Origin of the sequence: Gluconacetobacter johannae (assembly GCF_014174305.1) — a bacterium.
GTDB lineage: Bacteria > Pseudomonadota > Alphaproteobacteria > Acetobacterales > Acetobacteraceae > Gluconacetobacter > Gluconacetobacter johannae.
Window position 1 is genome coordinate 151,518 of record NZ_JABEQH010000002.1, and the last position, 19,078, is coordinate 170,595.

The window sequence follows — 19,078 nt, forward strand, 5'->3', positions numbered from 1 at the left end:
GAGGTTCGTTTTCGTCGCTGGACGGGCCGGAGGGAACGGGGCATCGCACAATCCGGCATTGCTCCTCGCTCGGGGCTCGTCTAAACGCACGCCTCCCCAGAGATTCTGAAAAAAGGTTCTGCCCATGCGACGCAAGCGCGGACGTCCGATTGATGGCTGGCTGGTCATCGACAAGCCGTCCGGCATGACATCGACCGATGTCGTCAACCGGGTGAAGCGTCTGTTCGACGCGCGCAAGGCAGGGCATGGCGGCACGCTGGACCCTCTGGCGACCGGACTGCTGCCCATCGCCTTCGGCGCGGCCACCAAGACGGTGCCTTATATCATGGACGGCACCAAGCGGTACCAGTTCACCCTGCGCCTGGGCGAGGCCCGCGACACCGATGACGCCGACGGCGCGGTGACGGAAACGTCGGACGTGCGCCCGACGGACGACGCCTTCCGTGCGGCGCTGCCGGCCTTTCGCGGCGACATCATGCAGGTCCCGCCGGTCTATTCCGCGATCAAGGTGGCGGGCGAGCGCGCGTACGACATGGCGCGCGATGGCCGCCCCCCCGACCTGCCGCCGCGTCCGGCGCGGATCGACCGGTTCGAACTGGTGGCCCGCCCCGATGCCGACACCGCGATCTTCGAGGTGGAATCCGGCAAGGGCGTCTACATGCGCTCGCTGGCGCGCGACATCGCCCGGGCCTGCGGCACGGTCGGGCATGTCGCCGCCCTGCGCCGGCTGCGCGTGGGCCCGTTTTCCGAGGATAATGCAATTCTTCTGGACAAAATTGTCCTGAACGACGACAACGCGCCTGCCTCACCGGATCTGCTGCTTCCGGTTGCGACCGCGCTGGCCGACATCCCGGCGCTGGCCCTGACCGAGGAAGAAGCGGGGGCCCTGTCACACGGGCAGGCGATCAGCCTGCTCGACCTGATGGGGCGTATTCCGGACGCCGTCGACCCCGCGCAAGGGGTCGTGCGGGGAATGGACGGGGGGCGCGTGATCGGGTTGTGCCGGCTGGAAGATGGCTGGCTGCGCCCGGACCGCATGCTCTAACCTTCGTATTTATGGAGAACACGATGTCGATTACCGCAGAGCGTCGCACGACGCTGATCGGCGAATACAAGACCGCCGCCACCGATACCGGCTCGCCCGAGGTCCAGGTCGCCCTGCTGACCGAGCGGATCACCAACCTGACCGAGCATCTGAAGACCCACGCGAAGGATTTCCATTCGCGTCGCGGCCTGCTGGTGATGGTCGGCAAGCGCCGTGGCCTGCTGGACTATCTGAAGCGCAAGGACAGCGCCCGGTACCAGACCCTGATCGGCCGTCTGGGCCTGCGTCGCTGACCCGTTGCGCGATCGGGCGCGCGTGACCATGTTTCTCATGGTCATGGCCCGTGCCTGATCGCGCCGGTCCGCCCGGCGGGCGGGGGGCACCGGCCACCCTGCCTGGCCAGGCAGGCCACCCCCGTCGCCCAATCGTGGGCCGGGCAACATGCTGCCGCCACGACGGTGGAGACATCCGGACCGGGTCGCAGCGTTTCAGGCCACATGGTGTTTTGACGGGTGACCGTCATCGCTCCATGCCGTCCGAGGCGCTGTCTCTCATCCCTTTGTCCGGGATGCTTCGCTCCGTCCGGGCCGGCCGCCCGACAGGACATGTCTGAATGTTCAATTACTACCGCAAGGAAATCGAGTGGGGCGGCCGCCCCCTGGTGCTGGAGACCGGCAAGATCGCCCGCCAGGCCGACGGCGCCGTCGTCGTGACCTATGGCGACACGGTCGTGCTGTGCACCGCCGTCGGCGCCCGCAGCGTCAAGCCGGGCCAGGATTTCTTCCCGCTGACGGTCAACTACCAGGAAAAGGCCTTTGCGGCCGGCAAGATCCCCGGCGGCTTCTTCAAGCGTGAAGGCCGTCCGTCCGAGATCGAGGTCCTGAATTCCCGCCTGATCGACCGCCCGATCCGCCCGCTGTTCCCGGACAATTTCCGCAACGAGGTCCAGGTCGTCGCGACGGTCCTGAGCCACGACCTGGAGAACGATCCGGCGATCGCCGCCCTGATCGGCTGCTCGGCGGCGCTGACCCTGTCGGGCATTCCCTTCTTCGGCCCGGTGGCGGCCTGCCGCGTGGGCTACAAGGATGGCGCCTACATCCTGAACCCGACCATCGCGGAAATGAAGGAAAGCGCGCTCGACCTCGTCCTCGCCGGGACGTCGGAAGGCGTGCTGATGGTCGAGTCCGAGGCCGGCGAACTGTCCGAGGACGTGATGCTGGGCGCCGTGACGTTCGGTCATGAGGCCTTCCAGGTCGTGATCGACGCCATCATCGCGCTGGCCGAGCACGCGGCCAAGGCGCCGTGGGACCTGGTCGAGCCGTCGGCCGAGGCCATCGCCCTGCAGAAGCGCATCGACGCCCTGGGCCGCGCGCCCATCGCCGAGGCGTATCAGGAGCGCGTGAAGCAGGAGCGCTACAAGAAGGTCGGCGCCGCGAAGGAGGCCGTCCTGGCCGCCCTGACCGCCGAGGGCCTGGACGCCGCCGCCGCCAAGCCGATGCTGAAGGAACTGGAAGCCGACGTGGTGCGTAGCGCCGTGCTCGACACCGGCTACCGCATCGACGGCCGCGACCTGAAGACGGTCCGCCCGATCGTCTCGGAAGTCGGCATCCTGCCGCGCGCCCATGGCTCGGCCCTGTTCACCCGTGGCGAGACGCAGGCCCTGGTCGTGGCGACGCTGGGCACCGCGCAGGACGAGCAGGTGATCGACGCGCTGGAAGGCGAGTACCGCACCAACTTCATGCTGCACTACAACTTCCCTCCCTATTCGGTGGGCGAGTGCGGCCGCATGGGCTCGCCCGGCCGGCGCGAGATCGGGCATGGCAAGCTGGCCTGGCGCGCCATCCATCCGCTGCTGCCCGGCAAGGACACCTTCCCGTACACGATGCGCGTGGTGTCCGAGATCACCGAGAGCAACGGGTCGTCCTCGATGGCCACGGTCTGCGGCACCTCGCTGGCGCTGATGGATGCCGGCGTGCCGCTGAAGCGTCCGGTGGCGGGCATCGCCATGGGCCTTATCAAGGAAGATCGCGGCTTCGCCGTGCTGTCCGACATCCTGGGTGACGAAGACCATCTGGGCGACATGGACTTCAAGGTCGCGGGCACCGAGCAGGGCGTGACCTCGCTGCAGATGGACATCAAGATCACGTCCATCACGCCCGAGATCATGAAGATCGCCCTGGCCCAGGCGCGCGACGGCCGCCTGCACATCCTGGGCGAGATGGCCAAGGCGCTGACCGAAGGCCGCGCCGACGTGTCCTCGTCCGCACCGAAGATCACCACGATCTCGGTGCCCAAGGAGAAGATCCGCGACGTGATCGGCCAGGGCGGCAAGGTCATCCGCGAGATCGTCGAATATTCGGGCGCCAAGATCGACATCAACGACGACGGCACGATCATGATCGCCGCCACGTCCGAAGATCAGGCCGAAAAGGCCATCGAGCGGATCCGCGGCATCGTGGCCGAGCCCGAGATCGGCAAGATCTACAACGGCAAGGTGGTCAAGACCGCCGATTTCGGTGCGTTCGTGAACTTCATGGGCGCGCGGGACGGTCTGGTCCACATCTCGGAACTGTCGACGGGCCGCGTCGCCAAGACCACCGATGTGGTCAACCAGGGCGATACCGTGAAGGTCAAGGTCCTGGGCTTCGACGATCGCGGCAAGGTCAAGCTGTCGATGCGCGTCGTGGATCAGGAAACCGGCGCCGACATCACCGATACCGTCGGCGCCAAGCCGGGCCGCCCGCCCGCGCGCTGAGGGCCGACCGGGGCCGGGCGGGGCGCGTTGCGCCCAGCCCGGCCGTGGCGGCGCCCCCGTCCGGCCGGGCGGGGACAGAACCGTTAAACGCCGGCCCCCATGCGGGTGTCGTGGACGATAGGGTAGAGATGAAGGCGATCAATGCGATCCGCATGGGTGGGGTGGATGTCCTGCCGCTGGTCGAAGGCGGAAAGGGCGTGTCGGTCTCGACCGGGGTCACGTCCGGGCATTGGGCGGCAGCCGGCGGCGCCGGCACGGTCTCGGTCGTCAATGCCGATTCGTACGACGCGGACGGCCGGCCGGTGCCGCAGGTCTATCACGGCCGCACCCGGCGCGAACGGCAGGACGAGCTGGTGGAGTACGCCATTCGCGGCGGCATCGCCCAGGCCCGCATCGCCCACGACCTGTCGGGCGGCCGGGGCCGGGTCCATGCCAACATCCTGTGGGAAATGGGCGGGGCCGAACAGGTCATCACCGGCGTGCTGGAAGGCGCGCCGGGCCTGATCCACGGCGTGACCTGCGGTGCGGGCATGCCCTATCGCCTGTCGGACATCGCGGCGCGCTTCGGCATCCATTACTACCCGATCGTCTCCTCGGCCCGCGCGTTCAGCGCCCTGTGGAAGCGGTCGTTCAACAAGACCGCCGACCTGCTGGGCGGCGTGGTGTACGAAGATCCGTGGCGGGCTGGCGGCCATAACGGCCTGTCCAACACCGAGGACCCGCAGACCCCCGAGGACCCGCTGCCGCGCGTGCTGGCGCTGCGCCGCACGATGCGGACGTTCGGGCTGCACGACACGCCCATCATCATGGCCGGCGGCGTCTGGTGGCTGGAGGAATGGGAAGACTGGATCGACAATCCCGACCTCGGCCCCATCGCCTTCCAGTTCGGCACCCGCCCGCTGCTGACGCGGGAAAGCCCGATCCCCGATGCGTGGAAGCGCCGCCTGCGGACCTTGCACAAGGGGGACGTGTTCCTCAACCGCTTCTCGCCGACCGGCTTCTATTCCTCGGCCGTCAACAACCCGTTCCTGCTGGAGCTGCAGGGCCGTTCGGAACGCCAGGTCGCCTATTCCAGCGAACCGGTGGGCGAGCACACGGCCCCCTACGGCGTCGGCGCCCGCGCCCGCCAGGTCTTCATGACCGAGGCCGACCGCGAGCATGTGCGCCTGTGGGAGGCCGAAGGCTATACCGAGGCGATGCGTACCCCGGACTCGACGCTGATCTTCGTGACGAAGGACAAGGCGCAGGAGATCCTGGCCGATCAGGTCGCCTGCATGGGCTGCCTGTCGGAATGCCGCTTCTCGAACTGGAGCCAGCGCGGGCCGGGCTATACCAACGGGCACAAGGCCGACCCGCGCTCGTTCTGCATCCAGAAGACGTTGCAGGCCATCGCCCACGCCCATGACGACGGGGGCGACGCGGTGATGGACAACAACCTGATGTTCGGCGGCACCAACGCCTGGCGCTTCGCCACCGACCCGTTCTATGCCGACGGCTTCGTGCCGACGGTGGGGCAACTGGTCGATCGGATTCTGACGGGGCGCTGAAGGGAAGGGCGGCAAGGGCCAAGGCCCTTGCCTTCCCCCGTCAGCCGAACCGAATGTCCAGCGACCGCAGATAGGTCTGCAATCCCGCATCCTGGATGGGCATCAGGAAGGCTTCCTCGTCGCTTTCGTTGTAATGGGCGTGCCACAGGCCGGGCGGCGTGATGAAGGCCATGCCCGACTGCCAGTCCTGGCGGATCGGATTGGCGATCTGGCCCTGGGCGTCGAGCGTCTCGCCGATCAGCGTGTAGCACCCGTCGGGGCAGGATACGATGTAGTCCAGCGCCACCGACTGGTGCCGGTGCGGCTTCTGCACCGACTGCGCCGGCAGCAGGCCGAACATCGTCCAGATGACATGGGTGATGGTGCGGGTGCCGGGAAAATTCGTGTTGCCCAGCAGCACGGACACGCGGCTGCGCGACCGGGCCTCGGGGCTGGCGGCGACGGCGCGCAATTCGTCCATCGTCCGCTCGGCGGGGTACAGCGTGGGCTCGAAACGGGGTTGTTCGACCCGCACCCCCAGATAGGCCAGCAACGGGGCGTCATGCACCAGGTACAGCGTCGCGTCGTCGCTGGCGGTGTGGGCGTAGCCGGTGCCGCCGGGCAGGGCGACGATGTCGCCGCGCTGCCACTCCACCGACGGCAGGTGGGCGGCCGTGGGCTCGGTGCGGCCCCCCCCCCGGATCACGTAGAAGACCTGCGACGTCGCCGCGATGTCGGGGCGCAGCGTGTCGCCGGCGTCGATCCGCACGAAGGCGGCGCACAGGCCCGGCGACGTGGCGGGACCGGGGCAGCGCAATTGGTCGGAGACATCCAGCGGGATGACCCGGCTTGGCCCTTCGGCCCAGGTTTCCGGCCCCCAGGACATGAAGGGCAGGCGGGGCGTCAGTCCGGGCCGGATCGGGTTCGCGGCGCGGCTGTATTCGAACCATTCGGCATCGCGGGTGACGGGGATGCTGGTACGATCGAGCATGGTCTGGTCCTCCTGGGTTTCCCGTCCGGTTCTGTGTCTTGCCGGACTGCCGCAGCAGAGTAGGGTGGGTCGCGGTCCCGGCGGAACGCCGGAATATGGAAAAGAGTTTTGCGCGGCGCGGCGCGGCGCGCGCATGCGGCGTGGGGGATGGGCGTGGATTACGTGACCTGCCTGCGGGTGCTGCTGGCCACCGCCGACGCGGGCAGCCTGTCGCGCGCGGCGGCGGTGCTGGACCTGAACGTGTCCTCGGCCTCGCGCGCGATTGCCGAGCTGGAGCACGATCTGGGCGCCGCCCTGTTCAACCGGTCGACGCGCGGGCTGCATCTGACGGAAATCGGCGAACGGTTCCTGGGCCGCGCGCGGCGGATCCTGGCCGATCTGGACGACGCCCGGGCCGAGGCCGCGTCGCTGAACGCGGCCCCCCGGGGCTGCCTGCGCGTGCTGGCCTCGCCGTCGGTGGGGCGCGCGGTGATCGCGCCGATGCTGCCGGCCTTCCTGCGGGCCTATCCCGACATCGACGTGGAAATCCGCAGCGGCCCGGCCTTCGGCGACCTGTCGCACATCCTGATCGAAAGCGGCGCGGACGTCGCGGTGCTGTCGGGCCGGCCGCCGGATTCCGGCCTGCTGTTCCGCCCGGTGCTGACCGGGACGTGGTGGGCGGTCGCGGCCCCCGGCCTGGTGGCGCACATGGGCCTGACGGACGACCAGGAGCCGGCGGGCGGGCCGCTGTCCGGCGTGGCGTGCCTGTCGCGGCCCGGCGCCGCGCCGGCGTGGCGCTGCGACCGTGCGGGACAGGCGCAATTCCTGTCGTTTCCCACCCGTGTCGCGGCGGATTCGCTGGACATGCTGCGGACGCTGGCCGGCGCGGGCGCGGGCCTGGCCCTGCTGCCGGACTGGATGTTCATGGACCGCCCGCCCGCCGCGTTCGGGCTGGCGCGCATCCTGCCCGGATGGCGGGTAACGCCCGACCCCGACGAATCGTGCGACCTGTCCGTGGTCTATCCCCGCAAGAAGGTGGTCCCGCCCAAGACCCGCGCCTTCGTGACCGCGCTGGGCGCCGCCGGCCGGGCCTTCGACGCCCGGACGACCCCGACGCCCTGATCCGTGCGTCCCACCGGCCGTCAGCCGCCGGGATTCGCCTCGCGCCGGGTCAGGCCTTCGGGGTCAGGAAGACGATGCGGTCCGGCCCGGTGAAGGCCGGGTCGTAGCCTGCCGCGCGGAAGGGATCGACGATCGGGTCATGACCGTCGGCGGCCATGGCGTCGCGGTGGCGCGGCGCGCGCGGATCGTACTCGATGACGCCGAGGACCCGTCGCCGGGCCATGTCGTCCAGGGGAAACGCCTGCCGGCCTGCCCGCATGGCCTGCGTCAGGTTGAAGAAATCAATCGTTTCGGTCTTGCCCGCCCAGTAGCACAGGGCCAGCGTCTCGCACGCCGCGGGGCCTGGAATGTGGCCGACATGGGCGATGGCGGCCTGCCAGCGCGCGGTTGCGTCGGGCAGGCGGCGCAGGTCGGACCATGCATGGATCAGCCGCACCGGCACCGCCACGACCAGCGGCAGCGCCGCGATGCACAGCAGGCGCGTGGGCGTCAGGCGCAGGGGGCCCACCGTCCGGGGCGGGCGCGACAGGGCCAGCCCCACGGCGATGCAGGCGGCGATCAGGGTTTCGAAATGCGCGTTGTAATTCACGCCGTCGCCCATCCGCTGCGTCAGGCCGGTCACCAGCGCCAGCCCCAGGAACAGCAGGGCGAACAGGCCGGGCCGCCGGTCGCGCGCATCGGCGGGGGGGCGTCCGCCCCAGGGTGTGGCCGCCAGCAGCCCCACCACCAGCAGGCCCAGGATTTCCGATAATTTGCGGATCCCGACCAGCAGGTGCGCGGGGTCCATGACGCGGCGATGGCCCAGGATGTCGGCGAAGACCGCCGGACCATAGGCCCAGTCCGTCACCCCCAGCCCCGCCAGCCCGGCCAGCAGGCCGGCGCCGCACCACACCAGCAGGGCCCGTCGGTCGCAGCAGGCCAGCCAGACCGTCACCGCCAGCGGCAGCGCCACCAGATTATGTTTCACGAACCCGCCGGCGACCACCAGCAGTGCCGCCAGGGCGACGCGCGCGACGCCATGGCGCGGGTGGCGCGCGTCGCCCAGCAGCATCGCCAGCCCGCCCAGCATGAGGGCATGGGCCAGCCATTGCGGGTCGTCCATTGCGACATAGGCGGGAAAGATCGTGGCGGCGTTCAGCAGCAGCAGCAGCCCGGCGGCGACGGCCGGCCGGCCCGCACCCCCCAGCCGCCGGACGCAGCACGCGACCAGCGCGCCGCTGGCCAGCAGCGCCAGCAGCGCCACGATCCGCCCCGCCACGATCATGTCGCCGGTGAGGTGGGCGCCGATCAGCCCGACGATGGAAAAGCCCAGCGGCGGATAGTTGTTGAAGACCATGCCGCCGGCCGGGGGATAAAGCGGCAGCGCGGCGCCCACCGCGCGCAGCGCCAGGTAGGCGTTCCACCCCTCGTTGTAGTTCAGGGAAATCCGGTACGGAATCATCAGCACCGGCAGCAGCAGAACCAGGATCAGCAGCCCTGCCCCCGCTCGGATCAGGCGATCGACCATCATGCGGGGGCGTCGGTGCGGGACATGTCAGGCGTCTTCTCCGGGGCGCTGCGGACGGCAGGGTGTCCGTTGTGCGCGCCGGCGGGACTATATCGCCCGGCAACAATATGTCACGCGGCGCGTTCGTGGGTCGGCATCACTCCTGGGGCAGGCAGGCGGTGCGGAACAGGTCGAAGGCGCGGGCGCGGTGGCTGATGGCGTTCTTCTCGGCGTCGGTCATGTCGGCGAAGGTCCGGCTGCCGCCCTCGGGGGCGAAGACCGGGTCGTAGCCATGGCCGTTGGCGCCGTGCGGCGGCCAGGTGAACTGCCCGTCGATCCGTCCCTCGAACGTCTGGACGGTCCCGTCCGGCCAGGCCAGGCACAGGACCGAGATGAACCAGGCCGACCGGTCCGCAGTGTTGCCCACCTCGGCATGGATGCGGGCCATGGCGGCGGGGAAATCCTTGGACGGCCCGGCCCAGCGCGCGGAATAGATGCCCGGCGCCCCGCCGAGCGCCGCGACGCAGAATCCCGAATCGTCGGCCAGCGCCGGCAGGCCGGCCGCCGTCGCCGCCGCGACCGCCTTCAGCACCGCGTTGCCGGTGAAGCTGTCGGCGGTTTCCTCGGGTTCCGGCAGCGCCAGGTCCCCGGCCGACAGCACCGTGATGCCGTATCCGGCCAGCAGGGCGGAAAACTCCGCCAGCTTGCCCGCGTTGTGGCTGGCCAGCACCAGCCGCGCGCCGCGCACCAGGCGGTGGTCCGTTGTCCGGGCCGGGCTCATCGTGCGCCCCCGGTCGCGCGCAGGGCCGCGTCCACGGCTTCCCGCTGGGCGACGAACAACCGGCCGGTGCCGATCCGCGCCAGCCGCATCAGGTCGTGGAACTGTTCCTCGCTGAAGGGCGCCTGCTCGGCGGTGCCCTGGACCTCGACGATGCCGCCGGCTTCGGTCAGCACGAAATTGGCGTCGGCGGCGGCGGCGCTGTCCTCGTCGTAATCCAGGTCCAGCACGGCCCCGGCCTCGGTCAGGCCGCAGGACACGGCGGCCAGTTGCGCCGTCAGCGGCACGCTGGCCAGCACGCGGTTGCGGACCAGGGTCTCCAGCGCCAGGCGCAGCGCCACCCACGCCCCGGTGATCGACGCGCAGCGCGTGCCGCCATCGGCGTTCAGCACGTCGCAATCGACCGTGATCGACATCTCGCCCAGCGCCTTCAGATCCACGACCGCGCGCAGCGACCGGCCGATCAGGCGCTGGATTTCCTGGGTGCGGCCCGACTGCTTGCCCTTTGCGGCCTCGCGCCCGCCACGGGTGTGGGTGGCGCGGGGCAGCATGCCGTATTCGGCGGTCACCCAGCCCTTGCCCTGTCCGCGCAGGAACGGCGGTACCCGGCTCTCGACACTGGCGGCGCACAGCACCTCGGTGCCGCCCATGCGGATCAGCGCCGACCCTTCGGCATGGCGGGCGAATCCGGGTTCGATGGAAACGGGGCGCAGGGCGTCGGGCGCGCGGCCCGAGGGACGGGTGGCCATGGCGGCGGGAACTCCAGATCGGTGGGCGGGACCAGCCGGGGCATAGCCCGCGCCGGGGGGCGATTGCCACCCCCTGCTTGTGATGCCCTGCTTGTCATGGTGGCGGCGAGGTTCCAGATTTAACATGGCGGCGTGTTTTCGCCGGACAGCGGTCGAACCGGAAGGGGGGTAGATGGTCATGGATCTCAGCGCGCTGGCGTCGCGTTCCGCCCTGCCACCGGGGCTGGATGCGCGATCGGCCGCGATTCTGCGCGAAATCGTGGAACAATATGTCGAGACCGGCGAGCCGGTGGGCTCGCGCACCCTGTCGCGGCGCCTGCCGCTGCCGTTGTCGCCGGCGACGATCCGCAACGTGATGGCGGACCTGACCGAGGCCGGGCTGCTGTTCTCGCCCCATGCCTCGGCGGGGCGGCTGCCGACGGAACGCGGCGTGCGGCTGTTCGTCGACGGCCTGCTGCAGTTCGGCAGCCTGACCGAGGACGAGCGCGAGACGATCACCCGCGCGCTGGAGGTGCGGGGCCGGTCGCTGCAGGATACGCTGTCCGAGGCCTCGTCGATGCTGTCCGGCCTGTCCTCGGCGGCCGGGCTGGTGCTGGCGCCCAAGGGCGACGGGGCGGTGAAGCATATCGAATTCGTGGCCCTGGGGCCGCGCCGCGCGCTGGTCATCCTGGTGGGCGCGGACGGGCAGGTGGAAAACCGGGTGATCGAAACCCCCGCCGGCCTGCCGCCCTCGGCGCTGGTCGAGGCCGGAAACTACCTGAACGCCCACCTGACCGGCCGGACGCTGGAAAACCTGCGCGAACACGTCAATGCCGAGATGACGGCCAACCGCAGCGAACTGGACCATCTGACCGCCGAAGTGGTGGCCAGCGGCCTGGCGACGTGGAGCGACGTCGATCGCGGCGGCACGCTGTTCGTGCGCGGCCAGGCCCGCCTGCTGGCCGACGTGACCGAGATCGAACGCCTGTCGACCATCCAGATGCTGTTCGAACGGCTGGAAACCCAGGAAACGATGCTGCGTCTGCTGGACCTGGCGCAGGAATCCGAAGGGGTGCGGATCTTCATCGGGGCGGAAAGCGGGCTGTTCGGCCTGTCGGGCATGTCGGTGGTGGTCGCCCCGGCGCGGACCGACAGCAACCGCATCGTCGGCGCGATCGGCGTCATCGGCCCGACGCGGATCAATTACGGCCGGATCATCCCGGTGGTGGACTACACGGCGCGGGTCATCGGCCGGATGCTGGGCTGACTGTTCCATGCCGGGTTGGCCGCCCCTGCCGGCTGCCGCCTTGCTCCTGCCATCTTCTGTTCCTAGCCCGGTCCCGACACCGGAAACCCGAAACCACGAGGCTGCCCATGTCCCCTCCCGACGCGCACCAGGCCGGACTGTTCCGCATCGGCGGCGACCTGCCGGTGGCCCGCCTGGGGTTCGGCGCGATGCGGATCACCGGACCGGGCATCTGGGGCGACCCGCCCGACCGCGACCGGGCGCTGGCGACCCTGCGCCGCGCGGTCGCATGCGGGGTGACCCTGATCGACACCGCCGACAGCTACGGCCCTTATGTCAGCGAGGATCTGATCCGCGCGGCGCTGCATCCCTATCCGGCCGGATTGGTCATCGCCACCAAGGGCGGGCACACGCGCCACGGCCCGGACATCTGGCGGCCGGTCGGCAACCCGAACTATCTGCGGCAGTGCGTGCTCATGAGCCTGCGCCGCCTGGGGCTGGCGCGCATCGACCTGTGGCAACTGCACCGTGTCGGCCCCGACTGCCCGCCCGAGGCGCAGTTCGAGGTGATCGCCGCGATGCGCGACGAGGGGCTGATCCGCCATGTGGGCCTGTCCGAGGTCTCGGTCGGGATGATCGAACGCGCCGCGCGCTTCTTCCCCGTCGCCACGGTGCAGAACCGCTTCAACCTGGTGAACCGCGCCTCCGAGGACGTGCTGGACTATTGCGCCGCCCAGGGCATCGGCTTCATCCCCTGGGCGCCGCTGGCCGCCGGCGGGCTGGCGACGGGGGACAACGTGCTGGCCCGGGTGGCGCGGGAGATGAATGCCACGCCCGGCCAGGTGGCGCTGGCCTGGCTGCTGCGCCGGTCGCCGGTCATGCTGCCCATCCCCGGCACCGGCAGCCCGGCGCATGTGGACGACAATGTGGCGGCCGCCGGACTGGTGCTTGATGCCTCGGTCTTCGACCTGCTGGACCGGCACGGACGCGCGGAATGGCGGCGTCTCGCGGCGTCATGAGGGCCGCCGTCCGCCGCCCCGGTACCAGCAAGGGGCGACTCGCACCTCGGACAGTGCTAGGAGATCCCACCGACCACCCCGCCCCTTGGACCTTGCCCCGTTGGACCCCGGATGACGCTTCGTAATGGATCAGGCCAGGATGGCCGGATGCTCGTAACCTCCCGCATCGGCGGCAACGGCGTGGATGGCCGGCGTCCGTCCGGTGGCGCGGGGGGCGCGTCGGGGTTCGGTGGGCCGGGCGGGCCGCGCCGGCCGCGCTATCGCCTGGTCCGCCGCATCGCAGGCGGCGGGATGGCGCTGCTGCTGCTGGGCGCCGCGACGGGCGGGATGGTCGTCTGGACGAAATACGAACAGCTGGTGGCCGACCTGCCGACGGTCGACGGCCTGCGGACGTACCAGCCTCCGGTCATGAGCCGGCTGTATTCCGGCGACGACCGGGTGATGGCCGAACTGGCGGCGGAACGGCGCATCTTCGTGCCCTACAGCGCCATTCCCGACCGGGTGAAGAACGCCTTCATCGCGACCGAGGACCAGAAATTCTATACCCATGGCGGCGTCGACCCGTTCGCGATCATCCGCGCCGGCCTGACCGACCTGACAATGCACAAGGGGCACCGGCCGCTTGGGGCCTCGACCATCACGCAGCAGGTGGCTCGCGTCATGCTGCTGGGCACCAACGCCGTGTCGTTGCAGCGCAAGGCCAAGGAAGCCCTGCTGGCCATCCGCATCGAACAGACGCTGTCCAAGGAAAAGATCCTCGAGATCTATCTGAACGAGATCTATCTGGGGGCCGGCGCGTACGGCATCGGGGCGGCGGCGCAGACCTATTTCAACAAGCCGCTGGACCAGCTGGACGACGCCGAGGCCGCGTTCCTGGGCGGGTTGCCCCGGTCGCCGACCAACTACAACCCCTATCGCTATCCCGACGCGGCGCGGGCGCGCCGCAACTGGGTGCTGCAGCGCATGGCCGAGGTGCACGACATCACGCCCGAGGCCGCGCGTATCGCCCAGCAGGAACCCCTGATGCCGCAGGCCTTCACCCGGCCCGGCCCGGTCCCCGGATCGGAATGGTTCGCCGAGGAGGTCCGGCGCCAGTTGATCGACCGCTACGGCGTCGACACCACCATGCAGGGCGGCCTGTCCGTCCACACCAGTTTCGACCCCCACCTGCAGCAGATCGCCACCGCGGCGGTGCGCGACGGGCTGGCGGCCTATGACCGCGACCATGGCGGCTGGCGCGGGCCGGTGGGCCAGCTGGCCGGCATCGGCGCCGGCCGGACGGCGCCCGAGTCGAGCCAATGGATGCCCGGCCTGGCGGCGGCGCCCCATCCCGCCGGCATGCTGGATAGCTGGCGCCTGGGGGTGATCCTGTCGCCCGCCACCGGCGAGGTCGGCTGGGTCGAGGGGCGGCCCGGCGCCACCAGTCCGCGTACCGGCCGGCTGCTGGCGCGCGACATGGCGTGGATGCGGCGCTGGCGCCTGCCGCATGCCGGCGACCTGGTGCTGATCGAACCGCAGGCCGAGGGCGGCACCGTCGCCCTGCGCCAGATCCCCAAGGTCGAGGGTGCGCTGGTCACGTTGGACGTGCGGACGGGCCGCGTGCTGGCGATGGTCGGCGGCTGGTCGTTCAACGCGTCGCAGTTCAATCGCGCGACGCAGGCGCTGCGCCAGCCCGGTTCGTCCTTCAAGCCGTTCGTCTATCTGACGGCGATGGAGCAGGGGATCTCGCCGTCGCAGAAATTCGACGATTCCCCGGTCTCGTACGGGACATGGCACCCCAACAATTTCGAAAAGGATTTCTGGGGCCCGACCACCCTGCATGACGCGCTGCGGGAGTCGCGCAACCTGGTGACCATCCGGCTGGCCGCCCATATCGGCATGAAGTCGGTGGCCGCGATGGCCGCCAACCTGCATCTGGTCGACACCATGCCCCATGTCCTGCCGGCGGCGCTGGGGGCGGTGGAAACCACCGTCCTGCGCGAAGCCGGGGCCTACGCCACCATCGCCGCCGGGGGCCGGCTGGTGACGCCGACCCTGATCGACGACGTGCAGGACCGCGACGGGCACATCCTGTGGCGGCCGGAGGGGATCGGGCTGCAGCCTGCCGCCCCGGCCCCGGCCTCGCCTCCTGTTCCTGCTGCCGCTCCGGCGATTCCCGCGGTCCTGCTTCCGGGGCTGCCTCCCGCCCCGGCCGACGGCCCGGTGATGACGGACACCCGCCCGCAGGTGGCCTCGCCGGCCAGCGCGTTCCAGATCACGACGATGATGCGCGACGTGATCCAGCGCGGCACCGGCGTGCAGGCCGGTGCGGGGATCGACCGCCCGATCGCCGGCAAGACCGGCACCAGCCAGGATTTCAACGATGCGTGGTTCGCCGGCTTCTCGCCCGACATCGTGACGATCGTCTGGGTGGGCTTCGACACGCCGCAGACCCTGGGCAAGAACGAAACCGGCGCGGCGATCGCCGGACCCATCTGGAACCGGGTGATGAAGGCGGTGCTGGCCGACCGCCCCCGGCTGGATTTCCCGGCGCCCGAGGGCGTCACGCTGGCGCGGTACGACACCGGGATGGGGGTGACGGTCGATGCGTTCAAGCCCGACCAGGTGCCGGGCATCAGTTCCGACCTGTACGCCAACGTGACCGGCGCGCTGACCGCCGCCGATACCGGGGCCGAGAACATGCCCGATTCCGAAAGCGACATGGCGGCCTCGCCCGCGTCGATGCCGGAAGGAGCGCCGGGCGTCGCCCCCGCCGGGCCGCCGGGCCAGCCCGCGGCCCCTGCCGAGGCCAGCCCCCCTGCCGGGGGTGACATCGGCATGGGCGGCCTGTATTGACGCGCGTTCAGCTTTTTCCTTCCTGACCGGGAGACCGATTTTCATGTCCGCCGAGACCGAGGCCCTCAACGAACAGATCAAGCAGTCGGTGGCGCTGCTGAGGAGGCATCTTTGACTGGGATGTCGCTCTTGGCCGCCTCGCGGAACTGAACAACCGGGCCGAAGACCCGGATCTGTGGAACGATTCCGACGTCGCGCAGAAGCTGATGCGCGAGCGCACGCTGCTGGCCGGCCAGGTCGAGGGCGTGCAGCGGTTGGAGGCTGACGTGCGCGATGCGCTCGACCTCAGCGAACTGGCCGAGATGGAAGGCGACGAGGGCGTCCAGAAGGACGCGCTGCTGATGCTGCGCGCCCTGGCCGACGAGGCCAAGCGGCGCGAGACCGAGAGCCTGCTGTCCGGCGAGGCCGACAGCAACGACTGCTATCTGGAAGTCAATGCCGGCGCCGGCGGGACGGAGGCCCAGGACTGGGCCGAGATGCTGCTGCGTATGTACACCCGCTGGGCGGAACAGCATGGCTACAAGGTCGCGCTGATGGAAAGCTCGGAAGGCGAGCAGGCGGGCCTGAAGTCCGCGACCATCCAGGTGTCCGGCCCCAACGCCTATGGCTGGCTGAAGACCGAGGCCGGGGTGCATCGCCTGGTCCGCATCTCGCCCTTCGACGCGGCGGCGCGGCGGCAGACCTCGTTCGCATCGGTCTGGGTGTATCCCGTGGTCGATGATTCGATCGAGATCGAGGTGAACGAGGCCGACCTGAAGGTCGATACGTTCCGTGCCTCCGGCGCGGGCGGCCAGCACGTCAACAAGACCGAATCGGCCATCCGCATCACCCACGTGCCCTCGGGCATCATCGTCGCCTGCCAGACCGACCGTTCGCAGCATCGCAACCGCGCGACGGCGATGACGATGCTGAAGGCGCGGCTGTACGAGCAGGAGCTGCAACGGCGCGAGGCCGCCGCCGCGCAGACCGAAGCCGCCAAGACCGACATCGGCTGGGGCCACCAGATCCGCTCGTACGTCCTGGCGCCCTACCAGTTGGTCAAGGACCTGCGGACCAACGTCGAGCGCGGCAATCCGTCCGCCGTGCTGGATGGCGACCTGGACGACTTCATGGCCGCCGCCCTGGCTGCCCGCGTCGGCGCCACCCGGTCCGAGGCCAGCGCCTCGGCGCAGTAACGCGCCCCGGCATCACCGGCCTGGAAAAGGGCGGGAACGGCAGGACCGTTCCCGCCCTTTTTCGTGGCGCGAACGGTCGGCGCGAAGGCGGAATCGAACCAGGCGATGCTTCGCGCGTTACCCGAGGTGGCGTGATCCCTGGCTGCCCGACATGCCGATCAGGATCGGATACCGTGTACGCAACGAAAAGCGGCACGGCGCGAAAAACGGCAAAAACTGGGCGCCCCCTCCAAAAATTGCCGGTTTTTAGCCATTTATGACATGTTGTTAATATGAGTATTTTTTGAGCCTCTGATGACAAAATGCTCGTTTCAAATTCGATAAATATCTTTCTTGACATAGGGGGGGGGCAATAGCCCAATTCAACGGCTTGGCAGCATTTCGATGCCCGCCGGGCCAGGTCGGAACGCAGGGGATCGACGATCTCCCGATGCGGTTTTCACGTGCCTTTATCGTGCCGACGGTCCGCGCCGTGGTACGGGTTCCGGGTGATCCGGACCGGGGCCGGAAGCTGTTTCAGTGGTCCTGATTTGCGGTGGTTTTAAGTGCCGAAACCGGCGCGGACGATGAGGTTTAAGGAGGTTTCGACATGAACTACGCGGAACAACAACGCAGTCCGATGAAACATATCATCGGGATCACTGTCGTTGTGCTCCTGCACGTGGTTCTGATCTGGGCGTTGATGAACGGTCTCGGGGCAAAGATTGTCCAGGAACTGCGTCCGCCCATCCAGACCAAGATTATCACGGAGCCCAAGCCGCCGCCGCCGCCGCCGCCGCCGCCCCCGCCGCCGGTGATGACGCAGCCGCCGCCGCCGTACATCCCGCCGCCGAAGATCCAGATCCAGCCGCCGCCGCAGCAGGTGATCCGGCAGGTGACGCACACGCCGCCGCCCAAGGCGATGCCGCCGGCCGTGCCGACCCCGCCCGCGCCCAACGCGCCTGTGGGTCCCCCGGTTCCGGATCATCTGGCGGGCGCGCGTCCGGTCAACAACATCAAGCTGGAATACCCCGAGGACATGCTCGAGGAAAACCGCGAGGGTCGTGTGACCGTGGTGTGTGACGTCGAGGCGACGGGTGAGACCAACAACTGCGCGGTGACCAGCGTGCAGGGTGGCCAGGCGTTTGCCCAGGCGGCTTTGGATTACGTCCGCCGCGCCAGGTATCAGCCTGCGGTCAAGAATGGCGTTCCCATCAAGGAATTCCACCATCCGTATACGATCACCTTCAGGCTCAGCAACGACGACTGAAGTTCATCGAGGTTATCGGAACCGTTCGGATATCTCCGACGGTTCCGGGGTTCCGGTAAACGGGCCATCTACACAGAGGATTTGGAGTACATGACCAGACTGCACCGTGTTCCTGTTGTCGCCGCTTCGGCCCTGGCGGCTGTTCTGAGCCTCTCGTCGCCCGTGATTGCGGTCGCCCAGGACGCACAGTCCGCCGCTCCGGCCGCCGCTCCCGCTCCCGATGCGTCGGCGCCTGCCGCCGCCCCGGCCGCACCCGCGCCCGACGCCGCCGCTCCGGCCGCCGCGGCCCCTGCTGCCCCCGATGCAGCCGCCCCGGCCGCGCCCGCTCCGGATGCGTCCGCTCCGGCTCCTGACGCCGCCGCTCCGGCCCCGGCCGCCCCGCCGGTCGAAGATGCCGCCCCCGCCAAGCCGGCCGGCAACCCGTATGGCCTCGACGCCCTGTGGCGGAACGGCGACATCATCGCGCGTGGCGTTCTGCTCATCATGGTCGTGATGTCGCTGGGCACCTGGTACATCATGATTACCAAGTTCTTCGAGCAGGCGCGCATGTTCTCCGCCGCCAAGGAAGCGGCCAAGACGTTCTGGACGAAGTCGTCCATCCAGGAAGGCGCCGCCGCCCTGAAGCCGTCTTCGCCGTTCCGCTACATCGCCGATACCGGCATTGTCGCGGCCGAGCATCATGAAGGCACGATGCAGGAATCGATCGACCTGCACAGCTGGACGTCCATGTCGATCCAGCGCGCGGTCGACACCATCCAGAACCGCATGCAGGGCGGCCTGGCGTTCCTGGGCACCGTCGGCTCCACCTCGCCGTTCGTCGGTCTGTTCGGCACCGTCTGGGGCATCTATCACGCCCTGACCGCCATCGGCATCGCCGGCCAGGCGTCGATCGACAAGGTTGCCGGCCCGGTCGGTGAATCGCTGATTATGACCGCCATCGGTCTGGGCACCGCCGTTCCGGCCGTGCTGGGCTACAACCTGCTGGTTCGCCGCAACAAGGGTGCGATGGACAAGGTCCGCAACTTCGCCGCCGACCTGCAGTCGATCCTGCTGGGTGGCTTCCGTCATGGCGTGACGCCGGACATCGTGGTGCGCCCCGATAACTCGCCGACCACCACGACGACCTCCAACCGGGTTGCCTGAA

15 protein-coding genes are annotated in these 19,078 nt (G+C 69.5%); 11 read left to right on the forward strand and 4 right to left on the reverse strand.

What is annotated here, in order from left to right:
• Positions 1-124: 124 nt before the first annotated feature.
• From truB to HLH21_RS02250, 4 genes are all read left to right on the forward strand, one after another.
• A complete protein-coding gene (gene truB / locus HLH21_RS02235) occupies positions 125-1,045 on the forward strand; it encodes a tRNA pseudouridine(55) synthase TruB (protein WP_182940623.1) in 921 nt (306 codons plus the stop codon).
• A gap of 23 nt (positions 1,046-1,068) precedes the next feature.
• A complete protein-coding gene (gene rpsO, locus HLH21_RS02240; protein ID WP_182940625.1) occupies positions 1,069-1,338 on the forward strand; it encodes a 30S ribosomal protein S15 in 270 nt (89 codons plus the stop codon).
• A 320-nt stretch (positions 1,339-1,658) separates the two neighbouring features.
• A complete protein-coding gene (gene pnp / locus HLH21_RS02245) occupies positions 1,659-3,800 on the forward strand; it encodes a polyribonucleotide nucleotidyltransferase (RefSeq protein WP_182940627.1) in 2,142 nt (713 codons plus the stop codon).
• Between the two features lie 128 nt (positions 3,801-3,928).
• The gene (locus tag HLH21_RS02250; RefSeq protein WP_182940853.1) at positions 3,929-5,347 is read left to right on the forward strand and encodes an NAD(P)H-dependent flavin oxidoreductase; all 1,419 of its coding nucleotides are present in this window, start codon (positions 3,929-3,931) and stop codon (positions 5,345-5,347) included.
• A 40-nt stretch (positions 5,348-5,387) separates the two neighbouring features.
• Here HLH21_RS02250 and HLH21_RS02255 read toward each other — a convergent pair whose 3' ends face one another.
• The gene (locus HLH21_RS02255) at positions 5,388-6,317 is read right to left on the reverse strand and encodes a cupin domain-containing protein (RefSeq protein ID WP_182940629.1); all 930 of its coding nucleotides are present in this window, start codon (positions 6,315-6,317) and stop codon (positions 5,388-5,390) included.
• Positions 6,318-6,425: 108 nt separating this feature from the next.
• Between HLH21_RS02255 and HLH21_RS02260 the strand changes: the two genes are divergently transcribed.
• On the forward strand, positions 6,426-7,418 hold the full coding sequence (locus tag HLH21_RS02260) for a LysR family transcriptional regulator (protein ID WP_246379057.1): 993 nt from the start codon (positions 6,426-6,428) through the stop codon (positions 7,416-7,418).
• Between the two features lie 49 nt (positions 7,419-7,467).
• Here HLH21_RS02260 and HLH21_RS02265 read toward each other — a convergent pair whose 3' ends face one another.
• The 3 genes from HLH21_RS02265 to rph all read right to left on the reverse strand — a co-directional run bounded on the left by HLH21_RS02265 (position 7,468) and on the right by rph (position 10,431).
• Positions 7,468-8,928, reverse strand: a complete 1,461-nt coding sequence (locus HLH21_RS02265; protein ID WP_182940631.1) for a hypothetical protein — start codon at positions 8,926-8,928, stop codon at positions 7,468-7,470.
• Positions 8,929-9,061: 133 nt separating this feature from the next.
• Complete coding sequence (gene rdgB, locus HLH21_RS02270) at positions 9,062-9,685, reverse strand: RdgB/HAM1 family non-canonical purine NTP pyrophosphatase (RefSeq protein WP_182940633.1); 624 nt, start codon at positions 9,683-9,685, stop codon at positions 9,062-9,064.
• The gene (rph, locus tag HLH21_RS02275) at positions 9,682-10,431 is read right to left on the reverse strand and encodes a ribonuclease PH (RefSeq protein WP_182940635.1); all 750 of its coding nucleotides are present in this window, start codon (positions 10,429-10,431) and stop codon (positions 9,682-9,684) included. Before rph ends, rdgB begins: the two co-directional genes overlap by 4 nt.
• A gap of 178 nt (positions 10,432-10,609) precedes the next feature.
• Here rph and hrcA point away from each other — a divergent pair, with 178 nt between their 5' ends.
• From hrcA to HLH21_RS02305, 6 genes are all read left to right on the forward strand, one after another.
• Positions 10,610-11,677 (forward strand): heat-inducible transcriptional repressor HrcA, encoded by a 1,068-nt coding sequence (hrcA, locus tag HLH21_RS02280; protein ID WP_182940859.1) that lies wholly within the window; start codon positions 10,610-10,612, stop codon positions 11,675-11,677.
• 107 nt (positions 11,678-11,784) lie between these two features.
• Entirely contained in the window at positions 11,785-12,675 is an 891-nt protein-coding gene (locus HLH21_RS02285) for an aldo/keto reductase (RefSeq protein ID WP_182940637.1), read from the forward strand.
• Between the two features lie 147 nt (positions 12,676-12,822).
• Positions 12,823-15,510, forward strand: a complete 2,688-nt coding sequence (locus tag HLH21_RS02290; RefSeq protein ID WP_373319640.1) for a penicillin-binding protein 1A — start codon at positions 12,823-12,825, stop codon at positions 15,508-15,510.
• A gap of 43 nt (positions 15,511-15,553) precedes the next feature.
• A protein-coding gene (prfB, locus tag HLH21_RS02295; RefSeq protein WP_182940641.1) for a peptide chain release factor 2 occupies positions 15,554-16,685 on the forward strand; the annotation gives its coding sequence in 2 pieces (ribosomal slippage) (positions 15,554-15,622 and positions 15,624-16,685; 1,131 coding nt in all).
• 589 nt (positions 16,686-17,274) lie between these two features.
• The gene (locus HLH21_RS02300) at positions 17,275-17,934 is read left to right on the forward strand and encodes an energy transducer TonB (protein WP_182940643.1); all 660 of its coding nucleotides are present in this window, start codon (positions 17,275-17,277) and stop codon (positions 17,932-17,934) included.
• A 90-nt stretch (positions 17,935-18,024) separates the two neighbouring features.
• On the forward strand, positions 18,025-19,077 hold the full coding sequence (locus tag HLH21_RS02305; protein ID WP_182940645.1) for a MotA/TolQ/ExbB proton channel family protein: 1,053 nt from the start codon (positions 18,025-18,027) through the stop codon (positions 19,075-19,077).
• Position 19,078: the final 1 nt, after the last annotated feature.

Coding starts and splice junctions, on each gene's coding strand:
- hrcA (WP_182940859.1), top strand. CDS start 10,610: ATGGATCTCAGCGCGCTGGCGTCGCGTTCCGCCCTGCCACCGGGGCTG.
- HLH21_RS02300 (WP_182940643.1), top strand. CDS start 17,275: ATGAACTACGCGGAACAACAACGCAGTCCGATGAAACATATCATCGGG.
- rpsO (WP_182940625.1), top strand. CDS start 1,069: ATGTCGATTACCGCAGAGCGTCGCACGACGCTGATCGGCGAATACAAG.
- pnp (WP_182940627.1), top strand. CDS start 1,659: ATGTTCAATTACTACCGCAAGGAAATCGAGTGGGGCGGCCGCCCCCTG.
- rph (WP_182940635.1), bottom strand. CDS start 10,431: ATGGCCACCCGTCCCTCGGGCCGCGCGCCCGACGCCCTGCGCCCCGTT.
- HLH21_RS02250 (WP_182940853.1), top strand. CDS start 3,929: ATGAAGGCGATCAATGCGATCCGCATGGGTGGGGTGGATGTCCTGCCG.
- truB (WP_182940623.1), top strand. CDS start 125: ATGCGACGCAAGCGCGGACGTCCGATTGATGGCTGGCTGGTCATCGAC.
- rdgB (WP_182940633.1), bottom strand. CDS start 9,685: ATGAGCCCGGCCCGGACAACGGACCACCGCCTGGTGCGCGGCGCGCGG.
- HLH21_RS02255 (WP_182940629.1), bottom strand. CDS start 6,317: ATGCTCGATCGTACCAGCATCCCCGTCACCCGCGATGCCGAATGGTTC.
- HLH21_RS02290 (WP_373319640.1), top strand. CDS start 12,823: ATGCTCGTAACCTCCCGCATCGGCGGCAACGGCGTGGATGGCCGGCGT.
- HLH21_RS02285 (WP_182940637.1), top strand. CDS start 11,785: ATGTCCCCTCCCGACGCGCACCAGGCCGGACTGTTCCGCATCGGCGGC.
- HLH21_RS02265 (WP_182940631.1), bottom strand. CDS start 8,928: ATGATGGTCGATCGCCTGATCCGAGCGGGGGCAGGGCTGCTGATCCTG.
- HLH21_RS02305 (WP_182940645.1), top strand. CDS start 18,025: ATGACCAGACTGCACCGTGTTCCTGTTGTCGCCGCTTCGGCCCTGGCG.